The following is a 15,661-nucleotide window of genomic DNA, read 5'->3' on the forward strand; positions in this document are numbered from 1 at the left end:
CCGTGCTACGTTCGGCCCATGGCCGAATCTGTCGCACTGGATCCGGTGGACCTTCATCTGCTGCGGCTGCTGCAGAACGACGCCCGGACCACCTACCGCGATCTGGCCGCGCAGGTGGGCGTGGCGCCGTCGACCTGTCTGGACCGGGTGACCCGGCTGCGCCGCTCCGGCGTGATCCTCGGCCACCAGCTGCGACTGGATCCGGCCAAGCTGGGGCGCGGGCTCCAGGCGCTGCTGTCGGTGCAGGTGCGGCCCCACCGGCGCGAGCTCGTCGGGCCGTTCGTGGAGCGGATCCGGGCACTGCCGGAGACCCTGACCGTGTTCCACCTGACCGGGCCGGACGACTATCTGGTGCATGTGGCCGTCGCGGACATGGCCGATCTGCAGCGGCTGGTGCTCGACGAGTTCACCGCCCGGCGCGAGGTGGCCCGGGTGGAGACCCGGTTGATCTTCCAGCAGTGGGACTGCGGGCCGCTGCTGCCGCCCGGCCACGCCCAGAGCTGAATCCCCCCGTACGTGGGTGACGCGGTGATCCTTCTCGTACGAGGATGGGCCCATGTCTGAGACCAAGAGCCCGCTGCCCCGCCAGGTGGCAGACGCGTACGTGGACGACCTCATCGCCCTCGACCCGGTCACCGGTACCTACCTCGGTGTGAAGGAGAGTTCGAGCCGGCTGCCCGACTACTCGCCCGCGGGCCAGGCGGCCCTCGCGCAGCTGGCGCGGACCACGCTCGCGAAGCTGGACGAGGCCGAGCGGCAGCCGGGGGCGGACAGTGACGCGGAGCGGCGCTGCGGGCGGCTGCTGCGGGAGCGGCTGACCGCCGAACTCGCCGTGCACGAGGCGGACGAGCACCTGCGCGCGGTCGGCAACATGGCCACGCCGGGCCACTCGGTGCGGGACATCTTCACCGTCACGCCGGCGCAGACGGACGAGGACTGGGCTGCGATCGCCGAGCGGCTGCGCGCGGTGCCGGGCGCGCTCGCCGGCTACCGTGAGTCGCTGCAACTCGGCCTGGACCGCAAGCTGTTCGCGGCGCCGCGGCCGACGGCGACGTACATCGGCCAGCTCACCGAGTGGACGGACACGGACGGCAAGGGCCGTGGCTGGTACGAGGACTTCGCCGCCGCCGGTCCTCAGGCGCTGCGTGCGGAGCTGGACGAGGCGGCCCGCGCGGCCACCGCGGCCCTGGTGGAGCTGCGGGACTGGCTGCGGGACGTGTACGCGCCGGGGATCGAGGGAGCCCCGAACACGGTGGGCCGCGAGCGGTACGCACGCTGGTCCCGCTACTTCAACGGCACCGATCTGGACCTGGACGAGGCGTACGCGTACGGCTGGGCGGAGTTCCACCGGATCCTCGGCGAGATGAAGCAGGAGGCCGAGAAGATCCTGCCCGGCGCCGAGACCCCCTGGGTGGCGCTGGCACACCTCGACGAGCACGGCCGGCACATCGAGGGTGTGGAGGAGGTGCGGGAGTGGCTGCAGGGCCTGATGGACAAGGCCATCGAGGACCTGGACGGCACGCACTTCGAACTCGCCGAGCGAGTGCGGAAGGTGGAGTCGCGCATCGCCCCGCCGGGCGGCGCCGCCGCCCCCTACTACACGCCGCCGTCGGAGGACTTCTCCCGCCCCGGCCGCACCTGGCTGCCCACCATGGGACAGACCCGCTTCCCGGTCTACGACCTGGTCTCGACCTGGTACCACGAGGGCGTGCCCGGGCATCACCTCCAGCTCGCGCAGTGGGCGCACGTGGCGGAGAACCTCTCCCGCTACCAGGCCACGATCGGCGGGGTCAGCGCCAACGCCGAGGGCTGGGCGCTGTACGCGGAGCGGCTGATGGACGAGCTGGGCTACCTCACCAATCCCGAGGAGCGGCTCGGCTACCTGGACGCGCAGATGATGCGGGCGGCCCGGGTGATCGTGGACATCGGCATGCACCTGGAGCTGGAGATCCCCGCCGACTCGCCGTTCCACCCCGGTGAGCGGTGGACGCCGGAGCTGGCACAGGAGTTCTTCGGTGCGCACAGCAGCCGGCCGGCGGACTTCGTGGAGAGCGAGCTGACCCGGTATCTGACGATTCCGGGCCAGGCGATCGGCTACAAGCTCGGTGAGCGGGCGTGGCTGCTGGGCCGGGAGAAGGCGCGCGAGCGGCACGGCGACGCGTTCGACCTGAAGGCCTGGCACATGGCGGCGCTGTCGCAGGGTTCGCTGGGCCTGGACGACCTGGTGGACGAGCTGGCCCGGCTCTGACCGCTTGGCGTCAGCGCCGGAAGCCGCCTTCCGAGTTGATGACCTCCCCGGTGATCCAGCCGGCCTCGTCGGTGGCCAGCCACGCGATGAGGCGCGCCGGGTCGTCGGGGAGGCCCCAGCGGCCGCCGGGGAAGCGGGCGGCCACGGCGGCATGGGCCTCGCCGGTGGCGTAACCGGTGTCCACGGGGCCCGGGTTGACGGCGTTCACCGTGATGCCGTGCCCGGCCAGCGTGCCCGCCAGGGAGCGGGTGATCGAGGCGAGGGCGCCCTTCTGGAGGGCGTAGGCGATCTCGCCGGGCATGCCGCCGCCGAGGTCCTGCCCGGAGGTCATCAGCACCACCCGCCCGCCGGGAGTGCTCTCGGGCAGCCGGGCGCGCGAGCGGGCGTAGGCCTGGACGAGCAGCAGCACCGAGCGGGTGTCCACCGCCCAGTGCGCGTCGAGCATCGCGGCGTCGATCTCGTCGAGGGTGCCGTCCGAGCCGCTGAGGGCGTGGTTGGCGACGAGGATGTCCAGCCGGCCGAACTCACCGACGACCGTGTCGATCAGCCGGGCCGGTTCCGCCGGGTCGGCGAGGTCGCCGGGTCCGCGGACCACGCGGGCCGCGGGGTCGCCGAGCACGGCACGCACGGAGGCGACGACGGCCTCGGGGCTGTCGGCGCCCCACGGCATCGCGGCGTCGTGCGGCACATGATGATGCAGATACACACTCGCTCCGTACGCCGCCAGCCGCCGGGCCACGGCATGCCCGATCCCGGCCCGCCGACTCGCCCCGGTGACAAGGGCGGTACGGCCGCGCAGGGGCAACGGGTCGCGGCGCAGCTCTTCCGGGGCGGGGAGCTTGTTCGCAGGCATGACGGATCACCCTAGGGGGCCCGGGCAGCGGGGCGCGAGCGAATTCGTGGCGGGTGCTGCCAGTAGGCGGCGTAGGTCCCCGGCGTCTTCCCGTCGTACCGCACGTCGATCGGCCGTCCGGCCGTCCCCGGTGGCGTGGGCGGCCGGGTGGGGGGCTAGCTGGTGCCGGAGGCGAGGCGGAGGAGGCGGGCCGGCATGCAGCAGAAGGGGTCGGCGCAGCAGGCGCTGCAGACGCCACGGGCCGCCGGGCTGGCCGGAGTCGTGTTCGCGCTGTTGCTGGCGGCGACGATCGTCCTGGTCCGGCTGGGGATGCCCGAGGGAGCCGACGCGGTCACCGCCCAGGGGTTCACCGACTCCTCGCGGCGCGGCGCACTGCAGACGGCCCTCGCGCTCGTGCCGTTCGCCGGCATCTTCTTCCTGTGGTTCATGGGCACGATCCGGGCGCATGTCGGTGCGGTCGAGGACAGGTTTCTGGCCACCGTGCTCCTGGGCAGCGGCCTGGTCTTCACGGCCACCTTGTTCGGCGCCGCAGCGGCGGCCGGTGCCGTGCTCTCGGTCGCGCACCCGGCCGGCACCACGCCCGCGCCCGCGTCGTGGGACTTCGGCCGCCACTTCGCGTACACGATGATGACGGGGTACGCGATGCGGATGGCGGCCGTCTTCGTGTCGGTCGTGTCGGTGATCGGCCACCGTCTCGGGGTGCTGCCCCGCAGGCTCACCGCCCTGGGCTTCCTCACCGCCCTGACCCTGCTCTTCGTCTCGAGCAACGTGCCCTGGTCGGAGCTGGTCTTCCCGGGCTGGTCGCTGGTGCTCAGCGTCCACATCCTGCTGGCGAGCGGTCGCCCCCGGGTGCCTCCCGCGCCCCGTGCGTGACGGATCGGAGAGGTGCGCCACGGCCTGGCCGCCGCCCCGGACGGGTTCCCCGACGGGCGATCTCGCCGCACCGGACTCATGCTGACAAGGGGACATGACCGCCGTCCGGGAATGCCGCGCGAAGCGGCCGGCGCTCGCCGGACCTGGCCACCGGAAGGGCTGAGCGTCGATGCGGCTCGTCGTCGATCTCAACAAATGTCAGGGATACGCGCAGTGCGCGTTCCTCGCGCCCGACGTCTTCGCCCTGCACGGCGAAGAGGCGCTGATCTACAACCCGCACGCCCCCGAGGAACAGCGGGAACGGCTGGCCCGTGCCGTCGCCGCCTGCCCGGTGCAGGCGATCACCGCGGACGGGCTGGACGACATGGCAGACGGCCAGGAGGCGTCCGATGGCCGCTGACTACGTCGAGTGGCTACGGCGCGAGGGCCGGATCGTCGTCGTCGGCGCCTCGCTGGCGGGTCTGCGGGCCGCCGAGACGCTGCGCGCCGAGGGCTTCACCGGTGAGCTGACCCTGATCGGTGACGAGCCGTACGAACCGTACGACCGGCCGCCGCTGTCCAAGTCCGTCCTGCTGGGCCGGGCGTCCCCGCACCGCACCGAGCTGCCGCACCGCCGGGAGATCGACGCCAAGTGGCGGCTCGGTGTCCCGGCGACCGGCCTGGACCTGGCGGCCAAGCGGGTCCGGCTGGCCGACGGCGACGAGGTGGAGTACGACCGGCTGCTCATCGCGACCGGCGTCCGCGCCCGGCCCTGGCCGAAGGAGGAGGAGGCCAGGCTGGACGGCGTCTGCCTGCTGCGGACGCGGGACGACGCGGCCGATCTGTACCAGCGGCTGAAGGCAGGGCCGCGCCGGGTCTTCGTCATCGGCGCGGGTTTCGCCGGTTCGGAGGTCGCCTCGGCCTGCCGGGAGATGGGCCTGTCCGTCACCGTGGCGGAGCGGGCGGGTGCGCCGCTGGTGGGCGCGCTCGGCGGAGTGATCGGCGCGGTCGCCGCCGACCTGCAGACCGAGAACGGCGTCGATCTGCGCACGCGGGTCACGGTGACGGGGCTGGAGGGCGACTCGGCCGGCCGGGTGCGGGCAGTCCATCTGTCCGACGAGACCAGCGTCGAGGCGGATGTCGTGCTCGTGTCGCTGGGGTCGGTGCGTAACACCGACTGGCTGTCCGGGTCGGGGCTCGGCGCGGGGCCCCGGGGCATCGCCTGTGACGCGGGGTGCCGGGCCTTCGACTTCCGGGGCATCGTCACCGACGACGTCTTCGTCGCGGGCGACGTGGCGCGGTCCCCGCACGCCCTGTTCGGCTACCAGTTCCTGTCGTTGGAGCACTGGGGCAACGCCGTGGCGCAGGCGGAGACGGCGGCGCACAACATGATCTGCCACGGCGCCGACCGGCGCCCGCACCTGTGGATGCCCGCCTTCTGGTCCTCGATGTTCGGGGTGAACATCAAGTCGGTCGGCGTGCCGCCCATGGGCGAGCAGCTCATGATCACGCAGGGTTCGCTGGCGGAGCGCAGGTTCGTCGGTGTCTACGGCCATCAGGGCCGCATCGTCGCCGCGGTGAGCTTCGACAACACGCGGTGGCTGGAGTTCTACCAGCGGCAGATCGAGCGGGGCGCGCCCTTCCCCGTGGAGTTCCCGACGGTGGACCGGCGTCCCGAGGGCCGGCAGCCGGTGGACGCCGACTTCCCCGACCCGTCCCTGCCGACGCACGGCCCCATGGTGACCCTCAGCGGCTACTCGCCCTCCGACCAGCAGCTGCTCTTCCATCCCGCCCGCCACTGACCGCCGCCCGGCTCCGACGCTTCAAGGACCTGTCATGCCGTCGATGTTGCGCCAGATCACCGACTTCGCGAACCGCGCCAACCCGTACCCGATCTACGAGGAACTCCGCAGGACGCCGGTGCTCCACGAGGAGGACGGCCCCTACGTCATCAGCACGTACTACGACATCGAGGCCCTGCTCCACGACCCGCGGATCAGCTCCGACGCCGTCAACGTGACCGCCGGCGGCGACGACGAGCTGTCCGGGCAGGAGGCCACGGGGCTGCCCCCGAGCTTCATCCGGCTCGATCCGCCGGAGCACGACCGGTTGCGGCGGATCGCCAACAGCTCCTTCGGGCCACCGCACCGGCCGCGGCGGATCGAGAACCTGCGGGGCGATCTGGGGGAGATCGTCACCGGGCTGATCGACGGCTTCGGGGACGCGCGGCAGGTCGACCTGGTCGACCAGTTCGCCTACCCCTTCCCGGTGACCGTGATCTGCCGGCTGCTCGGCGTGCCCCGCGAGGACGAGCCCCGCTTCCGTGCCTGGGTGGACCCGATCGTCGCCGGCCTGGACCCCGACTCGCGCACCAGCGCCGACTCCGAGCGGACCGCGCAGGAGGCACGGCTGCAGCTCGGCATGTACCTCAACGGGCTGGTGGAGCAGCGTGCCAAGGAGCCTCGCGACGACATGCTGTCCGACCTGGTGGACAGCAAGGGTCCGGTCGGCGCCATGACGACGATGGAAGTGCTCAGCACGGCGGTGCTGCTGCTCATCGCCGGTCACGAGACCACCGTCAACCTCATCACCAACGGCATGCTCACGCTGCTGCGTCACCCGGAGGTCCTGGAGCGGCTGCGCGACGACCCCGGCCTGTCGGTCAGGATCGTGGAGGAACTGCTGCGCTACGAGCCGCCGGTGCAGCTCCTGCCGCAGCGCACCTGCATCACCGACATCGAGGTGCACGGGGTGACCATTCCCAAGGGCTCACGCATCTGGCTCGTCCTGGCCGCGGGCAACCGCGACCCGGAGCGGTTCAAGGACCCCGACCGCTTCGACCCGGACCGTCAGGACATCCAGCATCTGGGGTTCGGCAGCGGGATCCACAGCTGCTTCGGCGCGCCGCTGGCCCGGCTGGAGGCCCAGATCGCCCTGTCCGAACTGGCCCGGCGGCTGGAGAATCCCCGTCTGGTCGAGGACCCCCCGCCGTACCGGCAGAACGCGGTGCTGCGCGGCCCCCGGCACCTCGACATCGCTTTCGACGGCCTGCGTTGACCCCGGTCAGTGCGCGAGCCGGCTGAGCCGTACCAGCCCGACCCAGGTCTCCGGCCCCGGCTGCACGTACGCGGCCCGCACCGCGTACGTGCCCGCCTCCAGCGGCACCCGGAGGTGCTCGTTGCGGCCGGCCGCCTGCCCCGGCCAAGCCGAGTCGAACAGCAGCACCGGGCCGGGCACCCGCCAGTGCACCTCGCTCTCCCACACCGCCGCGTCCAGGGCGGCGGGGACACCGGCGAGGAGTTCCGCCTCGGAGTTCGCGGCGGACCACCGTACGAAGGTGGCGTGGTCCGGCAGGTACGAGGTGGCGGCGGGTTCGTCGCCGAACACCAGGGCCGCGCTGTCGCCGACGGGCAGCAGGCCGACGTAGCCGTCGACCTCGCACGCCCGGTCGTAGTCCGTGTCGAGTTCCTCGCTGTCGGCGCCCGTCCAGAACGGCAGCACCGTCTCCGGGACGGCAATCAGCGGGCCGCCGCCCGATTCCACCCACTCCAGCGCGCCTGGATCCGCGTATCGAGCCATGGGCAGAGAACCTACACGGGCGACGATCAGCAGCCGCACTCGCCTTCGACGGGCGCGGTCAGAGGATCGGCGGCGCGCTGTGCGGGCCCCTGCCAGGTCTCGTAGGCGAAGCCCTCGCGCGCCCAGTACTCGAAGCCGCCGAGCATCTCCTTGACCTGGTAGCCGAGTTCGGCGAGGGCGAGGGCGGCACGGGTGGCGCCGTTGCAGCCCGGTCCCCAGCAGTACGTCACCACCGGCACGGACTTGTCCAGGAGCTGCTCGGCCTGCTCGGGGATGAGCGCGGTGGGCAGGTGGACGGCGCCGGGGATGTGGCCCTGGTCCCAGGACTCGGTCGAGCGGGAGTCCACGACGACGAAGCCGGGGTCGCCGCCGGCCGCGAGCGCCGCGGCCACGTCGGAGACGTCGGCGTGGAAGGCCAGGCTCGCCCGGAAGTAGGCCGCGGCCTCGGCGGGGGCGGCGGGGGCGACGCGCAGGACGGGGTTCACGGAAGACTTTGTGATCATGGCGGTAAATCTACGACCGCGAATGTGCTGCCTGAAGGGAGAATCCACGGCCTTGCCGTTGCTCGGGCCGGGATTCCCCTGCTATCCATCCGGGATGACCGTGTATTCCCCGGACGCCACCGACTGGCGCATTCTCGAGGTCCTCCAGCGGGAGGGACGGGCCAGCTACGCCGAGCTGGCGCGGGCCGTCTCCATGTCGCCGAGCGCCGTCACCGAACGGGTCCGGCGGCTGGAGGAGGCGGGTGTGATCCAGGGGTACGCGGCGGTCGTGGACCCCGAGCGGCTCGGGCTGCCGATCCTGGCGTTCGTACGGCTGCGCTATCCGAACGGCAACTACAAGCCGTTCCACGACCTGGTGGCCGCGACGCCCGAGATGCTGGAGGCGCACCATGTGACGGGCGACGACTGCTTCGTCATCAAGGTCGCCGCCCGGTCCATGGCGCACCTGGAGGAGATCTCCGGGAAGATCGGCGCGCTGGGCTCGGTGACCACCAGCGTGGTGTACTCCTCCCCTCTGCCCCGGCGCGCGCTGGGCCGCTGACCCGGTACCCGGTCAGACTCCCCGCTGCCGCAGCGCCGAGCCCGCTCTGCCCTTGACGACCTCCAGCTGGGCGTGGATCCGGCGGCGCAGGTCGGGGACGTGGCTGACGATGCCGACGCTGCGGTCCCGCTCCCGGAGTGAGTCGAGGACGTCGAGGACCTCGTCGAGGGTCTGGTCGTCGAGGCTGCCGAAGCCCTCGTCGATGAAGAGGGTGTCGAGGCGGATGCCGCCGGCCTCGTCGGTGACGACGTCCGCGAGGCCGAGGGCGAGGGCGAGGGAGGCGAAGAAGGTCTCGCCGCCGGACAGGGTGGCGGTGTCGCGTTCGCGTCCGGTCCAGGCGTCGACCACATGGAGCCCGAGCCCGCTGCGGCCGCGGCCGGTGCGGTCGTCGGAGTGCACGAGGGTGTAGCGGCCCGAGGACATGCGCTGCAGCCGCGCGGTCGCGGCGGCGGCGACCTGCTCCAGACGGGCCGCGAGCACGTACGACTCCAGGCGCATCTTGCGTTCGTTGTCGGCGGAGGTGCCCGCGGTGAGGGCGGCGAGGCGGGCGACCCGGTCGTACTCCTCGCGGAGCGGGGCGAGCCGGCGTACGGCCTGGCCGGCGCGCGCGGAAAGGCGGTCCAGTTCGGCGCAGCAGCGGGCCGCCGCGTCGCGCGCGGACGCCGCCTCACGCAGCCGGTGTTCGGCCGTGGCGGCCGCGTGCTCGGCCGTGGCCGGGTCGGCGGGCGGGCGCTGGGCGGCGGCCGCGGTGTCGGCCTCGGCCAGCACCGCGCGTACGGCGGCCTCCTCGGCCTGCCAGGCGTCGAGGCGGTGCTGCAGCTCGCGGTGGGCGGCGGCGTCGAGGAGGGCGGCGGCCGCGTCCTGCGGGGTGTCGAAACCGGCCCGGTAGGCGGCGTCGGCGAGGCGGGCGTCGGCGTCCTTCAGGCGCTGCGCGGCATCCTCGGCGGCGCGTACGGCGTCGGCGGCGTCGGTGAGCAGCACCGCCTGCCGCTCCAGCTGTGCGGCGCGTGCGGCCACGCTGCCGGAGGCGCCGCGCGCCTTGGTCAACTCGGTTTCCAGCTGGGCCTGTTCACGCTCCAGGGTCTCGCGCCGGGTGAGCCGGGAGGCGGCCCGTACGGCCGCCTGCTGGCGGTCGGCGAGGCGCTGCTCGCGCTCGTGCTCGGCGCGCCGCAGCTCCTCGTGCGCGGCGTGCAGCGCGGAGGCGTCACGGCGGGCGCGGGCGTACTCGTGCTCCAACTCAGCGGCCGCCTCTTCGAGTTGGGCGGTGGGCGTGTCGCCGGCCTCGGCGGTGGCGGCGGCCAGGGCCTCGCGGACGACGCCGAGCCGCCGCTGGTCCTCCGTCTGCTGCTCCTCGGCGCGCTGGTAGGCGGCGAGGGCCCGGTCCTCGGTCTCGCGGTCGACGTGTCCGGCGACCTTGCGGGCCGGCGCCGGGTGTTCGGTCGCTCCGCAGACGGCGCAGGGCTCGCCGTCGGTGAGGTGGGCGGCCAGTTCGGCGGCGATGCCGTTCAGGCGCTGTTCCTTGAGGTCCAGCCAGTGGGCGCGGGCGTCGAGGGCGCGCTGCTCGGAGGTGAGCGCCCGGCGCTGGGCGTCCTGGAGGTCCGCGGCCAGCTGGTCCCGGGTGCGGGCCGCGTCGAGGCGCCCGCGCATCGGCTCCCGCTGGACGGCGAGCTGTTCGGCCCGGGTGGCGGCCTCCTGTGCGGAGTCGACGCGGGACTGCAGCGCCGCGCGGGTGGCGTCCCACTCCGCGAGCCAGGCCTCGGCGTCGCGGAGCACGTCCTCGTCGGCGCGCTCCTGGCGGTCGAGTCCGGACCGCTCCTCTGCCAGTTCGGCGAGCCGCTGCTCGGCGCGGCGGGCCGCCTCCAGCCCGCCCAGTTCCTCGGCGGTCCGGCGGGCGGCGGCCGCCAGTCCGGCGGCGCCCGCGTCGGCGTAGGAGTCGGGGAGCATGCCACGCGTGCGTGCCTCGGCCGCGGCCGCCCTGCGGTGCTCCTCCTCGGCGGCCTCGCGCAGCTCCAGCGCGGGCGCGACCGCCTCCGCCTTGCGGGAGCGCTCCATGCGCCGCTGGGCCTCGTGGTGGGCGCCGGCCCGCTCCTGGAGCCGCTCGGCGCGCTGCCGGGCCTCGGCGAACCGGCTCTGCAGCCGGGCGAGTTCGCGTACCTCGTCCAGGGCGCGCCGGGTCGCGGCGTGGGCGGACTCGGCGGCGGCGAGCCGGCAGTGGGCGACGGTGAGGCGTTCCCGGGCGGTGGCGCGGGCGACGGCGGCGGCGCCGAGCACGGCGTCGGCCAGGCCGGGATCGCCGGGGGCCAGCTCGGGCAGCTCCATGGCGTCGCCGGCCTCCTGCTGCATGCGGTGGGCGTCGGCGAGCAGCGCCGCGTCGCCCTCACGCACGCGTGCCTCGGTGGCGCGGCGACGCTCGGCGAGGCGCTTTTCGACGTCGGCGAAGCGCTGGGTGTCGAAGAGACGGCCCAGCAGCCGGCCGCGGGCCTCGGCGTCGGCGCGCAGGAAGCGGGCGAAGTCGCCCTGGGGCAGCAGCACGACCTGGCAGAACTGCTCGCGGCTCATGCCGAGCAGCTGGGCGATCTCCTCGCCGATCTCCTGGTGGGAGCGGCTGCGGTCCTTCCAGGCGCCGGCCGCGCTGTCGTACTCGCGCAGCCAGGTCTGGGCCTTGTCGACGGTGGTGCCGGTGCCGCGCAGTTTGGGCCGCTCCCAGGGCGGCTGCCGGGTGATCTCCAGGCGGCGGCCGGCGACGGTGAGGTCGAGGCGAACCTCGGTGCGGGTGCGCGGCTCGGCGTGGTCGCTGCGCAGGTGCATGCCCTGGCCGCTCTGCCGGGCGCCGGGGACGGAGCCGTACAGGGCGTAGCAGACGGCGTCCAGGACGGAGGTCTTGCCGGCGCCGGTGGGGCCGTGCAGCAGGAAGAGCCCGGCGGCGGACAGGGCGTCGAAGTCGACGCTCTGGGAGCCGCCGAAGGGCCCGAAGGCGGTGACGTCGAGCCGGTGCAGCCTCACCGGGCCACCTCCCGCACGGCGGCGTCGGCGCGCACGGCGTCGAAGGCCTCGCGCAGCACGGCCGCCTCCCGCTCGTCGGGCCCCGCGCCGCGCACATGGGCGACGAAGTCCTCGGCGACCTGCTGGTCGCTGCGGCCCGCGAGGCGCCGGGCGTACGACACCTGGGGGTCGTCCGGGGCGCGCTCCGGGGCGAAGACGAGGCTGAGGATGTGCGGGAAGCGCTCGGTGAGCCGGGCCATGGGGTCGGCGGGGCGGACCGCGTCGGTGACGGTGGCCTCGACCCAGGCGTCCTCGTGGCGGGCCAGCGCGGGATCGGCGAGGAGGTCGTCCAACGCGCCCTTGACGCGGGCCAGCGGGCGCGGCACCGGGCAGTCCACGCGCTCGGCGCGGACGGAGCCGTCGCCGCCGAGGTCCACCAGCCACATGCTCTTGCGGTGGTCGGTTTCCGAGAAGGAGTACGCGAGCGGGGAGCCCGAGTAGCGCACGCGCTCGGTGATGGTCTGGCAGCCGTGCAGATGGCCGAGCGCCACGTAGTCGACGCCGTCGAAGACCCCGGCCGGTACGGCGGCGACCCCGCCCACGGTGATGTCCCGCTCGCTGTCGCTGGCCTGGCCGCCGGTGACGAAGGCGTGGGCGAGGACGACCGAGCGGGTGCCGGGCGCGCGCGTGGCGAGGTCGGCGCGGACGCGGTCCATGGCGGCGCCGAGCACGGCCTCGTGACCGGCCTTGTCCACCGCGAACTCGTCCTTCACCAGGGCGGGTTCGAGGTACGGCAGCCCGTAGAACGCGACGTCCCCGTGCGCGTCGGTCAGCACGACGGGGGTGCCGGCGGCCGATGGCTGGGTACGCAGGTGGATGCCCGCGCGGCCGATGAGCCCGGCGCCGACGCCGAGTCGACGGGCCGAGTCGTGGTTGCCGGAGATCATCACCGTGGGCACGCCGAGGTCCGCGAGGCGGTGCAGGGCGTCGTCGAACAGCTCGACGGCGGCGAGCGGCGGCACCGCGCGGTCGTACACATCGCCCGACACGACCACCGCGTCCACCTCGCGCTCGCGCACGGTGGTGACGAGGTGACCGATGAACTCGGCCTGGGCCCCGAGCATGTTCACCCGGTGGAAGGCCCGGCCGAGATGCCAGTCGGACGTGTGCAGGAGTCTCATGATCCCCGAGACTAACGGCCGGGTCTGACATCACGGGCGGTTACTCCCGTATCGACCCGGCACAACCGGTCAACTTTGGCATTGTTTGCCCGAATTAGAACGGTGTGTCAGGCATCTCCGTAGGCCTCACCACCCAGTTCGAACCCCGCCGTGCCCGCCGTCACGTCGGCGAGCCAGGCGCGGAAGGCGTCCACGTCCGCGTCCGGCAGGCCGATCTCGATGGTGACCGCCTCCGCGTAGCGGACGTCCCGCACCTCACGGCCGGTGGCGCGCAGGTCGTTCTGGACCTTCCCGGCGCGCTGGTGGTCGACGGTCACCGTGGCCAGCCGGAAGCGGCGCCGGGTGATCGTTCCGAGGGTGTCGAGGCCCTCGCCGACCGCGCCGCCGTAGGCGCGGATGAGTCCGCCGGCGCCGAGCTTGACTCCTCCGTAGTAGCGGGTGACGACCGCGACGACGTAGCGCATCTCACGGCGCAGCAGCATCTGCAGCATGGGGACGCCGGCGGTGCCGCCCGGCTCGCCGTCGTCGCTGGCCTTCTGCACGGAGGCGTCGGCGCCGATGACGTACGCCCAGCAGTTGTGGGTGGCGTCGGCGTGCTCCTTGCGCACGGAGGCGATGAAGTCCTGCGCCTCCTGCTCGGTGGCGGCCGGGGCGAGGGCGCACAGGAAGCGGGAGCGGTTGATCTCGGTCTCGTGCACGCCCGCGCGGGCGACTGTGCGGTACTCGTCCTGCATCCCGCAAGCCTATGTGGTGACGCGGAGTGGGCGGCGACGGGCGCATACCGGTGGTGGGACCACGAGCAGCCGGGCACGCGCGCGTACCGGTCGTCATGGCTCGGGCACGCGCGCGTGGGCCTACTTCTTCTTCCCGGGCTTCCCGTTCTTCTTTCCGCTCTTCTTTCCGCGGGCCACGATCAGCGAGGTCAGGAGGGCCACTCCGGGCCCGAGGGCGGGCCAGCCGTTGCCGTACCAGGACAGGACCGCGATCGCGGACGTCGGGAACTTCGTCCGCGCGCGCTCCAGTGTGTCCTCGAGACCGTCCCGCGCCAGCTCCAGGACCAGCTCCTCAAGACCGGGGTTGTGCCCCACCACCAGCAGCGTCTCGACCTCGGGCGGCGCCTCGCGGACCACCTCCAGCAGCTCCGGCACGCCGGCCGCGTACAACCGCCGGTCGTACCGCACCGGCGGCGGGGTGCCCCACTCGGCGGAGGCCAGCTCCCAGGTGCGGCGGGCGCGCACCGCCGGGGAGCACAGGGCGAGGTCGGGCAGGCAGTCGGCCTCGGCGAGGGCGCGTCCGGCGGCCGGGGCGTCGCGCAGGCCGCGCGGCGCGAGCGGTCTGCGGTGGTCCTCGACGCCCTCGGGCCAGGCGGACTTGGCGTGCCGCAGGACCACCAGCCGGCGCAGCGGGCCCGTACCCGCCCGCCCGGTCACGCCCGGCTCCCGAGGTCGCGGGCGAGGTCGAGGGCCAGCAGGCGGTCGGCGTAGACGTAGGTCTCGAAGCGGGCTCCGTCGGGCAGCTCGGGTGCGCTCTCCACGTCCCGCAGCACCTGCAGCACTCCGGGGAGGTCGAGGTCGTCCTCCCACGCGGAACGCAGCCGGGCCCGCACCTCGTCGGGCACGGGCCGCGAGGGCTGCCGCGCCCATCCGGACACGGCCCGCCGCCACCGGGCCAGCCGCCCGGCGGCCTCCTCCAGCACGCCGGAGTCCAGCCGCACGGGCTCGCCACGCGGGACGGAGAGCAGAGCGAGCCGCAGGGCAGCGGGGTCGGAGAGGAGGACCAGGAGCGCGGGGTGGGCAGGGGGCCGGGCGGTGGGCTCGGGGGCGCGGTCGGGAGCGGACTCGGAGGCGGGGCTCAGAGTGGACTCGGGGGCATGGCCTGCAGAATCCGCTCCCTGTCCGCCCGTCACCTCCCCCGTCCACTCCACCGGCGCGACCCACACCACCGGCCCCCCACCGGAGGCGTCCGGGGTTTCGGACGTCACGTGGAGCGTCTGCCGCTCGCCCAGGCCCGGTGTGACGTCGTGGGCGTCCTCGAAGGGACGGATGGACAGGGTGGTCGCGGCGGTGCGGAGGCCGGCGGGGTCGTGGGGTGCGGCGAGGGTCGCCCAGACCGGTGTGCCGCCCAGTTCCAGGGCGCGGACCAGGAGGTCGGCGGTGAGCAGCACGCGCAGGGCCGTCGGGTCGGCGCCACAGGCGCGGGCCTCGACGCGGGTCAGGCCGCGGCGGGCGGGCGCGGCGGGGACGGGCTCACCGGTTCGGGCGTCGAGGATGCGCAGCACGGGCTGAGCGTAGGCGGCTGAACGGTCGTACGCAGGCATCTGGTGTCCATTCCGGACATGGTGGCGGGGGCGGGCCGGGAATCCGTACCCGCCGGGGTGCTGTTGCCCAGGGGAACAGTTTCCCGCAGCCCCGAGGAGGCCGCCGTGTACGGCGACGAAGCGACGATCCGCAGGATCCTGACCGAGCTGGGCGACACCTGGGCGGTGGTCGGCCTGTCCACCAACCGGAGCAGGGCCGCGTACGGGGTGGCGCAGGTGCTCCAGCGGTTCGGCAAGCGGATCGTGCCCGTGCATCCGAAGGCGGAGACCGTGCACGGCGAGCGGGGGTACGCCTCCCTCGCGGACATCCCCTTCGAGGTCGACGTGGTCGACGTCTTCGTCAACGGCGAGCTGGCCGGCGCGGTGGCCGACGAGGCCGTGACCAAGGGTGCACGGGCTGTGTGGTTCCAGCTCGGTGTCGTGGACGAAGCCGCCTTCGAGCGGACCCGGGCGGCCGGGCTTGACATGGTCATGGACCGGTGTCCGGCGATCGAAATTCCCCGTCTGGGCTAGTGAATCTCTCCTTCTACTCACAATTGTCGGTTGAATATTGACATTCCGGCCAGGCACCTGACCTGTGACAACCCGGTGACCGAGTGTGCGCC

The 15,661-nt window shown here is 73.6% G+C and carries 16 protein-coding genes; 8 read left to right on the forward strand and 8 right to left on the reverse strand.

The features are described 5' to 3' along the window. Positions 1-18: 18 nt before the first annotated feature. Both ACQPXS_RS10160 and ACQPXS_RS10165 read left to right on the forward strand, forming a co-directional pair. Positions 19-504, forward strand: coding sequence for an Lrp/AsnC family transcriptional regulator (locus ACQPXS_RS10160; protein WP_433448973.1), 486 nt, complete (start codon positions 19-21; stop codon positions 502-504). 52 nt (positions 505-556) lie between these two features. Then, the gene (locus ACQPXS_RS10165; RefSeq protein ID WP_390683137.1) at positions 557-2,248 is read left to right on the forward strand and encodes a DUF885 domain-containing protein; all 1,692 of its coding nucleotides are present in this window, start codon (positions 557-559) and stop codon (positions 2,246-2,248) included. Positions 2,249-2,258: 10 nt separating this feature from the next. Here the strand turns inward: ACQPXS_RS10165 and ACQPXS_RS10170 are convergent, their stop codons facing one another. Beyond that, complete coding sequence (locus ACQPXS_RS10170) at positions 2,259-3,101, reverse strand: SDR family oxidoreductase (protein ID WP_433448974.1); 843 nt, start codon at positions 3,099-3,101, stop codon at positions 2,259-2,261. 195 nt (positions 3,102-3,296) lie between these two features. Here ACQPXS_RS10170 and ACQPXS_RS10175 point away from each other — a divergent pair, with 195 nt between their 5' ends. From ACQPXS_RS10175 to ACQPXS_RS10190, 4 genes are all read left to right on the forward strand, one after another. Further along, on the forward strand, positions 3,297-3,974 hold the full coding sequence (locus ACQPXS_RS10175) for a hypothetical protein (RefSeq protein ID WP_433448975.1): 678 nt from the start codon (positions 3,297-3,299) through the stop codon (positions 3,972-3,974). 169 nt (positions 3,975-4,143) lie between these two features. Beyond that, positions 4,144-4,374: a ferredoxin gene (locus ACQPXS_RS10180; RefSeq protein ID WP_351807924.1), complete on the forward strand. Its 231-nt coding sequence runs from the start codon at positions 4,144-4,146 to the stop codon at positions 4,372-4,374. Beyond that, positions 4,364-5,755 (forward strand): NAD(P)/FAD-dependent oxidoreductase, encoded by a 1,392-nt coding sequence (locus tag ACQPXS_RS10185; RefSeq protein ID WP_433448976.1) that lies wholly within the window; start codon positions 4,364-4,366, stop codon positions 5,753-5,755. Before ACQPXS_RS10180 ends, ACQPXS_RS10185 begins: the two co-directional genes overlap by 11 nt. 34 nt (positions 5,756-5,789) lie before the next feature. After that, positions 5,790-7,010, forward strand: coding sequence for a cytochrome P450 (locus ACQPXS_RS10190; protein ID WP_433448977.1), 1,221 nt, complete (start codon positions 5,790-5,792; stop codon positions 7,008-7,010). A gap of 6 nt (positions 7,011-7,016) precedes the next feature. Here ACQPXS_RS10190 and ACQPXS_RS10195 read toward each other — a convergent pair whose 3' ends face one another. Continuing rightward, positions 7,017-7,532 (reverse strand): immunity 21 family protein, encoded by a 516-nt coding sequence (locus ACQPXS_RS10195; RefSeq protein WP_433448978.1) that lies wholly within the window; start codon positions 7,530-7,532, stop codon positions 7,017-7,019. A gap of 26 nt (positions 7,533-7,558) precedes the next feature. Next, positions 7,559-8,035 carry a rhodanese-like domain-containing protein gene (locus tag ACQPXS_RS10200; protein WP_433448979.1) on the reverse strand — a complete coding sequence of 159 codons (477 nt, stop codon included), beginning with the start codon at positions 8,033-8,035 and terminating at the stop codon, positions 7,559-7,561. A gap of 94 nt (positions 8,036-8,129) precedes the next feature. Here ACQPXS_RS10200 and ACQPXS_RS10205 point away from each other — a divergent pair, with 94 nt between their 5' ends. Then, on the forward strand, positions 8,130-8,576 hold the full coding sequence (locus tag ACQPXS_RS10205) for an Lrp/AsnC family transcriptional regulator (RefSeq protein ID WP_351807929.1): 447 nt from the start codon (positions 8,130-8,132) through the stop codon (positions 8,574-8,576). A gap of 12 nt (positions 8,577-8,588) precedes the next feature. Here the strand turns inward: ACQPXS_RS10205 and ACQPXS_RS10210 are convergent, their stop codons facing one another. The 5 genes from ACQPXS_RS10210 to ACQPXS_RS10230 all read right to left on the reverse strand — a co-directional run bounded on the left by ACQPXS_RS10210 (position 8,589) and on the right by ACQPXS_RS10230 (position 15,056). Further along, the gene (locus ACQPXS_RS10210; protein WP_433448980.1) at positions 8,589-11,579 is read right to left on the reverse strand and encodes an AAA family ATPase; all 2,991 of its coding nucleotides are present in this window, start codon (positions 11,577-11,579) and stop codon (positions 8,589-8,591) included. Next, a complete protein-coding gene (locus ACQPXS_RS10215) occupies positions 11,576-12,739 on the reverse strand; it encodes an exonuclease SbcCD subunit D (RefSeq protein WP_433448981.1) in 1,164 nt (387 codons plus the stop codon). The genes ACQPXS_RS10210 and ACQPXS_RS10215 overlap by 4 nt, the downstream gene beginning before the upstream one ends. Before the next feature lie 107 nt (positions 12,740-12,846). Further along, positions 12,847-13,473 carry a YigZ family protein gene (locus ACQPXS_RS10220; protein ID WP_433448982.1) on the reverse strand — a complete coding sequence of 209 codons (627 nt, stop codon included), beginning with the start codon at positions 13,471-13,473 and terminating at the stop codon, positions 12,847-12,849. 120 nt (positions 13,474-13,593) lie between these two features. Then, a complete protein-coding gene (locus tag ACQPXS_RS10225) occupies positions 13,594-14,169 on the reverse strand; it encodes a SixA phosphatase family protein (protein ID WP_433448983.1) in 576 nt (191 codons plus the stop codon). Beyond that, the gene (locus ACQPXS_RS10230) at positions 14,166-15,056 is read right to left on the reverse strand and encodes a hypothetical protein (protein ID WP_433448984.1); all 891 of its coding nucleotides are present in this window, start codon (positions 15,054-15,056) and stop codon (positions 14,166-14,168) included. The genes ACQPXS_RS10225 and ACQPXS_RS10230 overlap by 4 nt, the downstream gene beginning before the upstream one ends. Before the next feature lie 105 nt (positions 15,057-15,161). Between ACQPXS_RS10230 and ACQPXS_RS10235 the strand changes: the two genes are divergently transcribed. Further along, complete coding sequence (locus ACQPXS_RS10235) at positions 15,162-15,569, forward strand: CoA-binding protein (protein ID WP_365327131.1); 408 nt, start codon at positions 15,162-15,164, stop codon at positions 15,567-15,569. The last annotated feature ends 92 nt before the right edge of the window (positions 15,570-15,661 follow it).

Origin of the sequence: Streptomyces sp. CA-142005 (assembly GCF_050942335.1) — a bacterium.
In the GTDB taxonomy this organism is placed as follows: Bacteria; Actinomycetota; Actinomycetes; order Streptomycetales; family Streptomycetaceae; genus Streptomyces.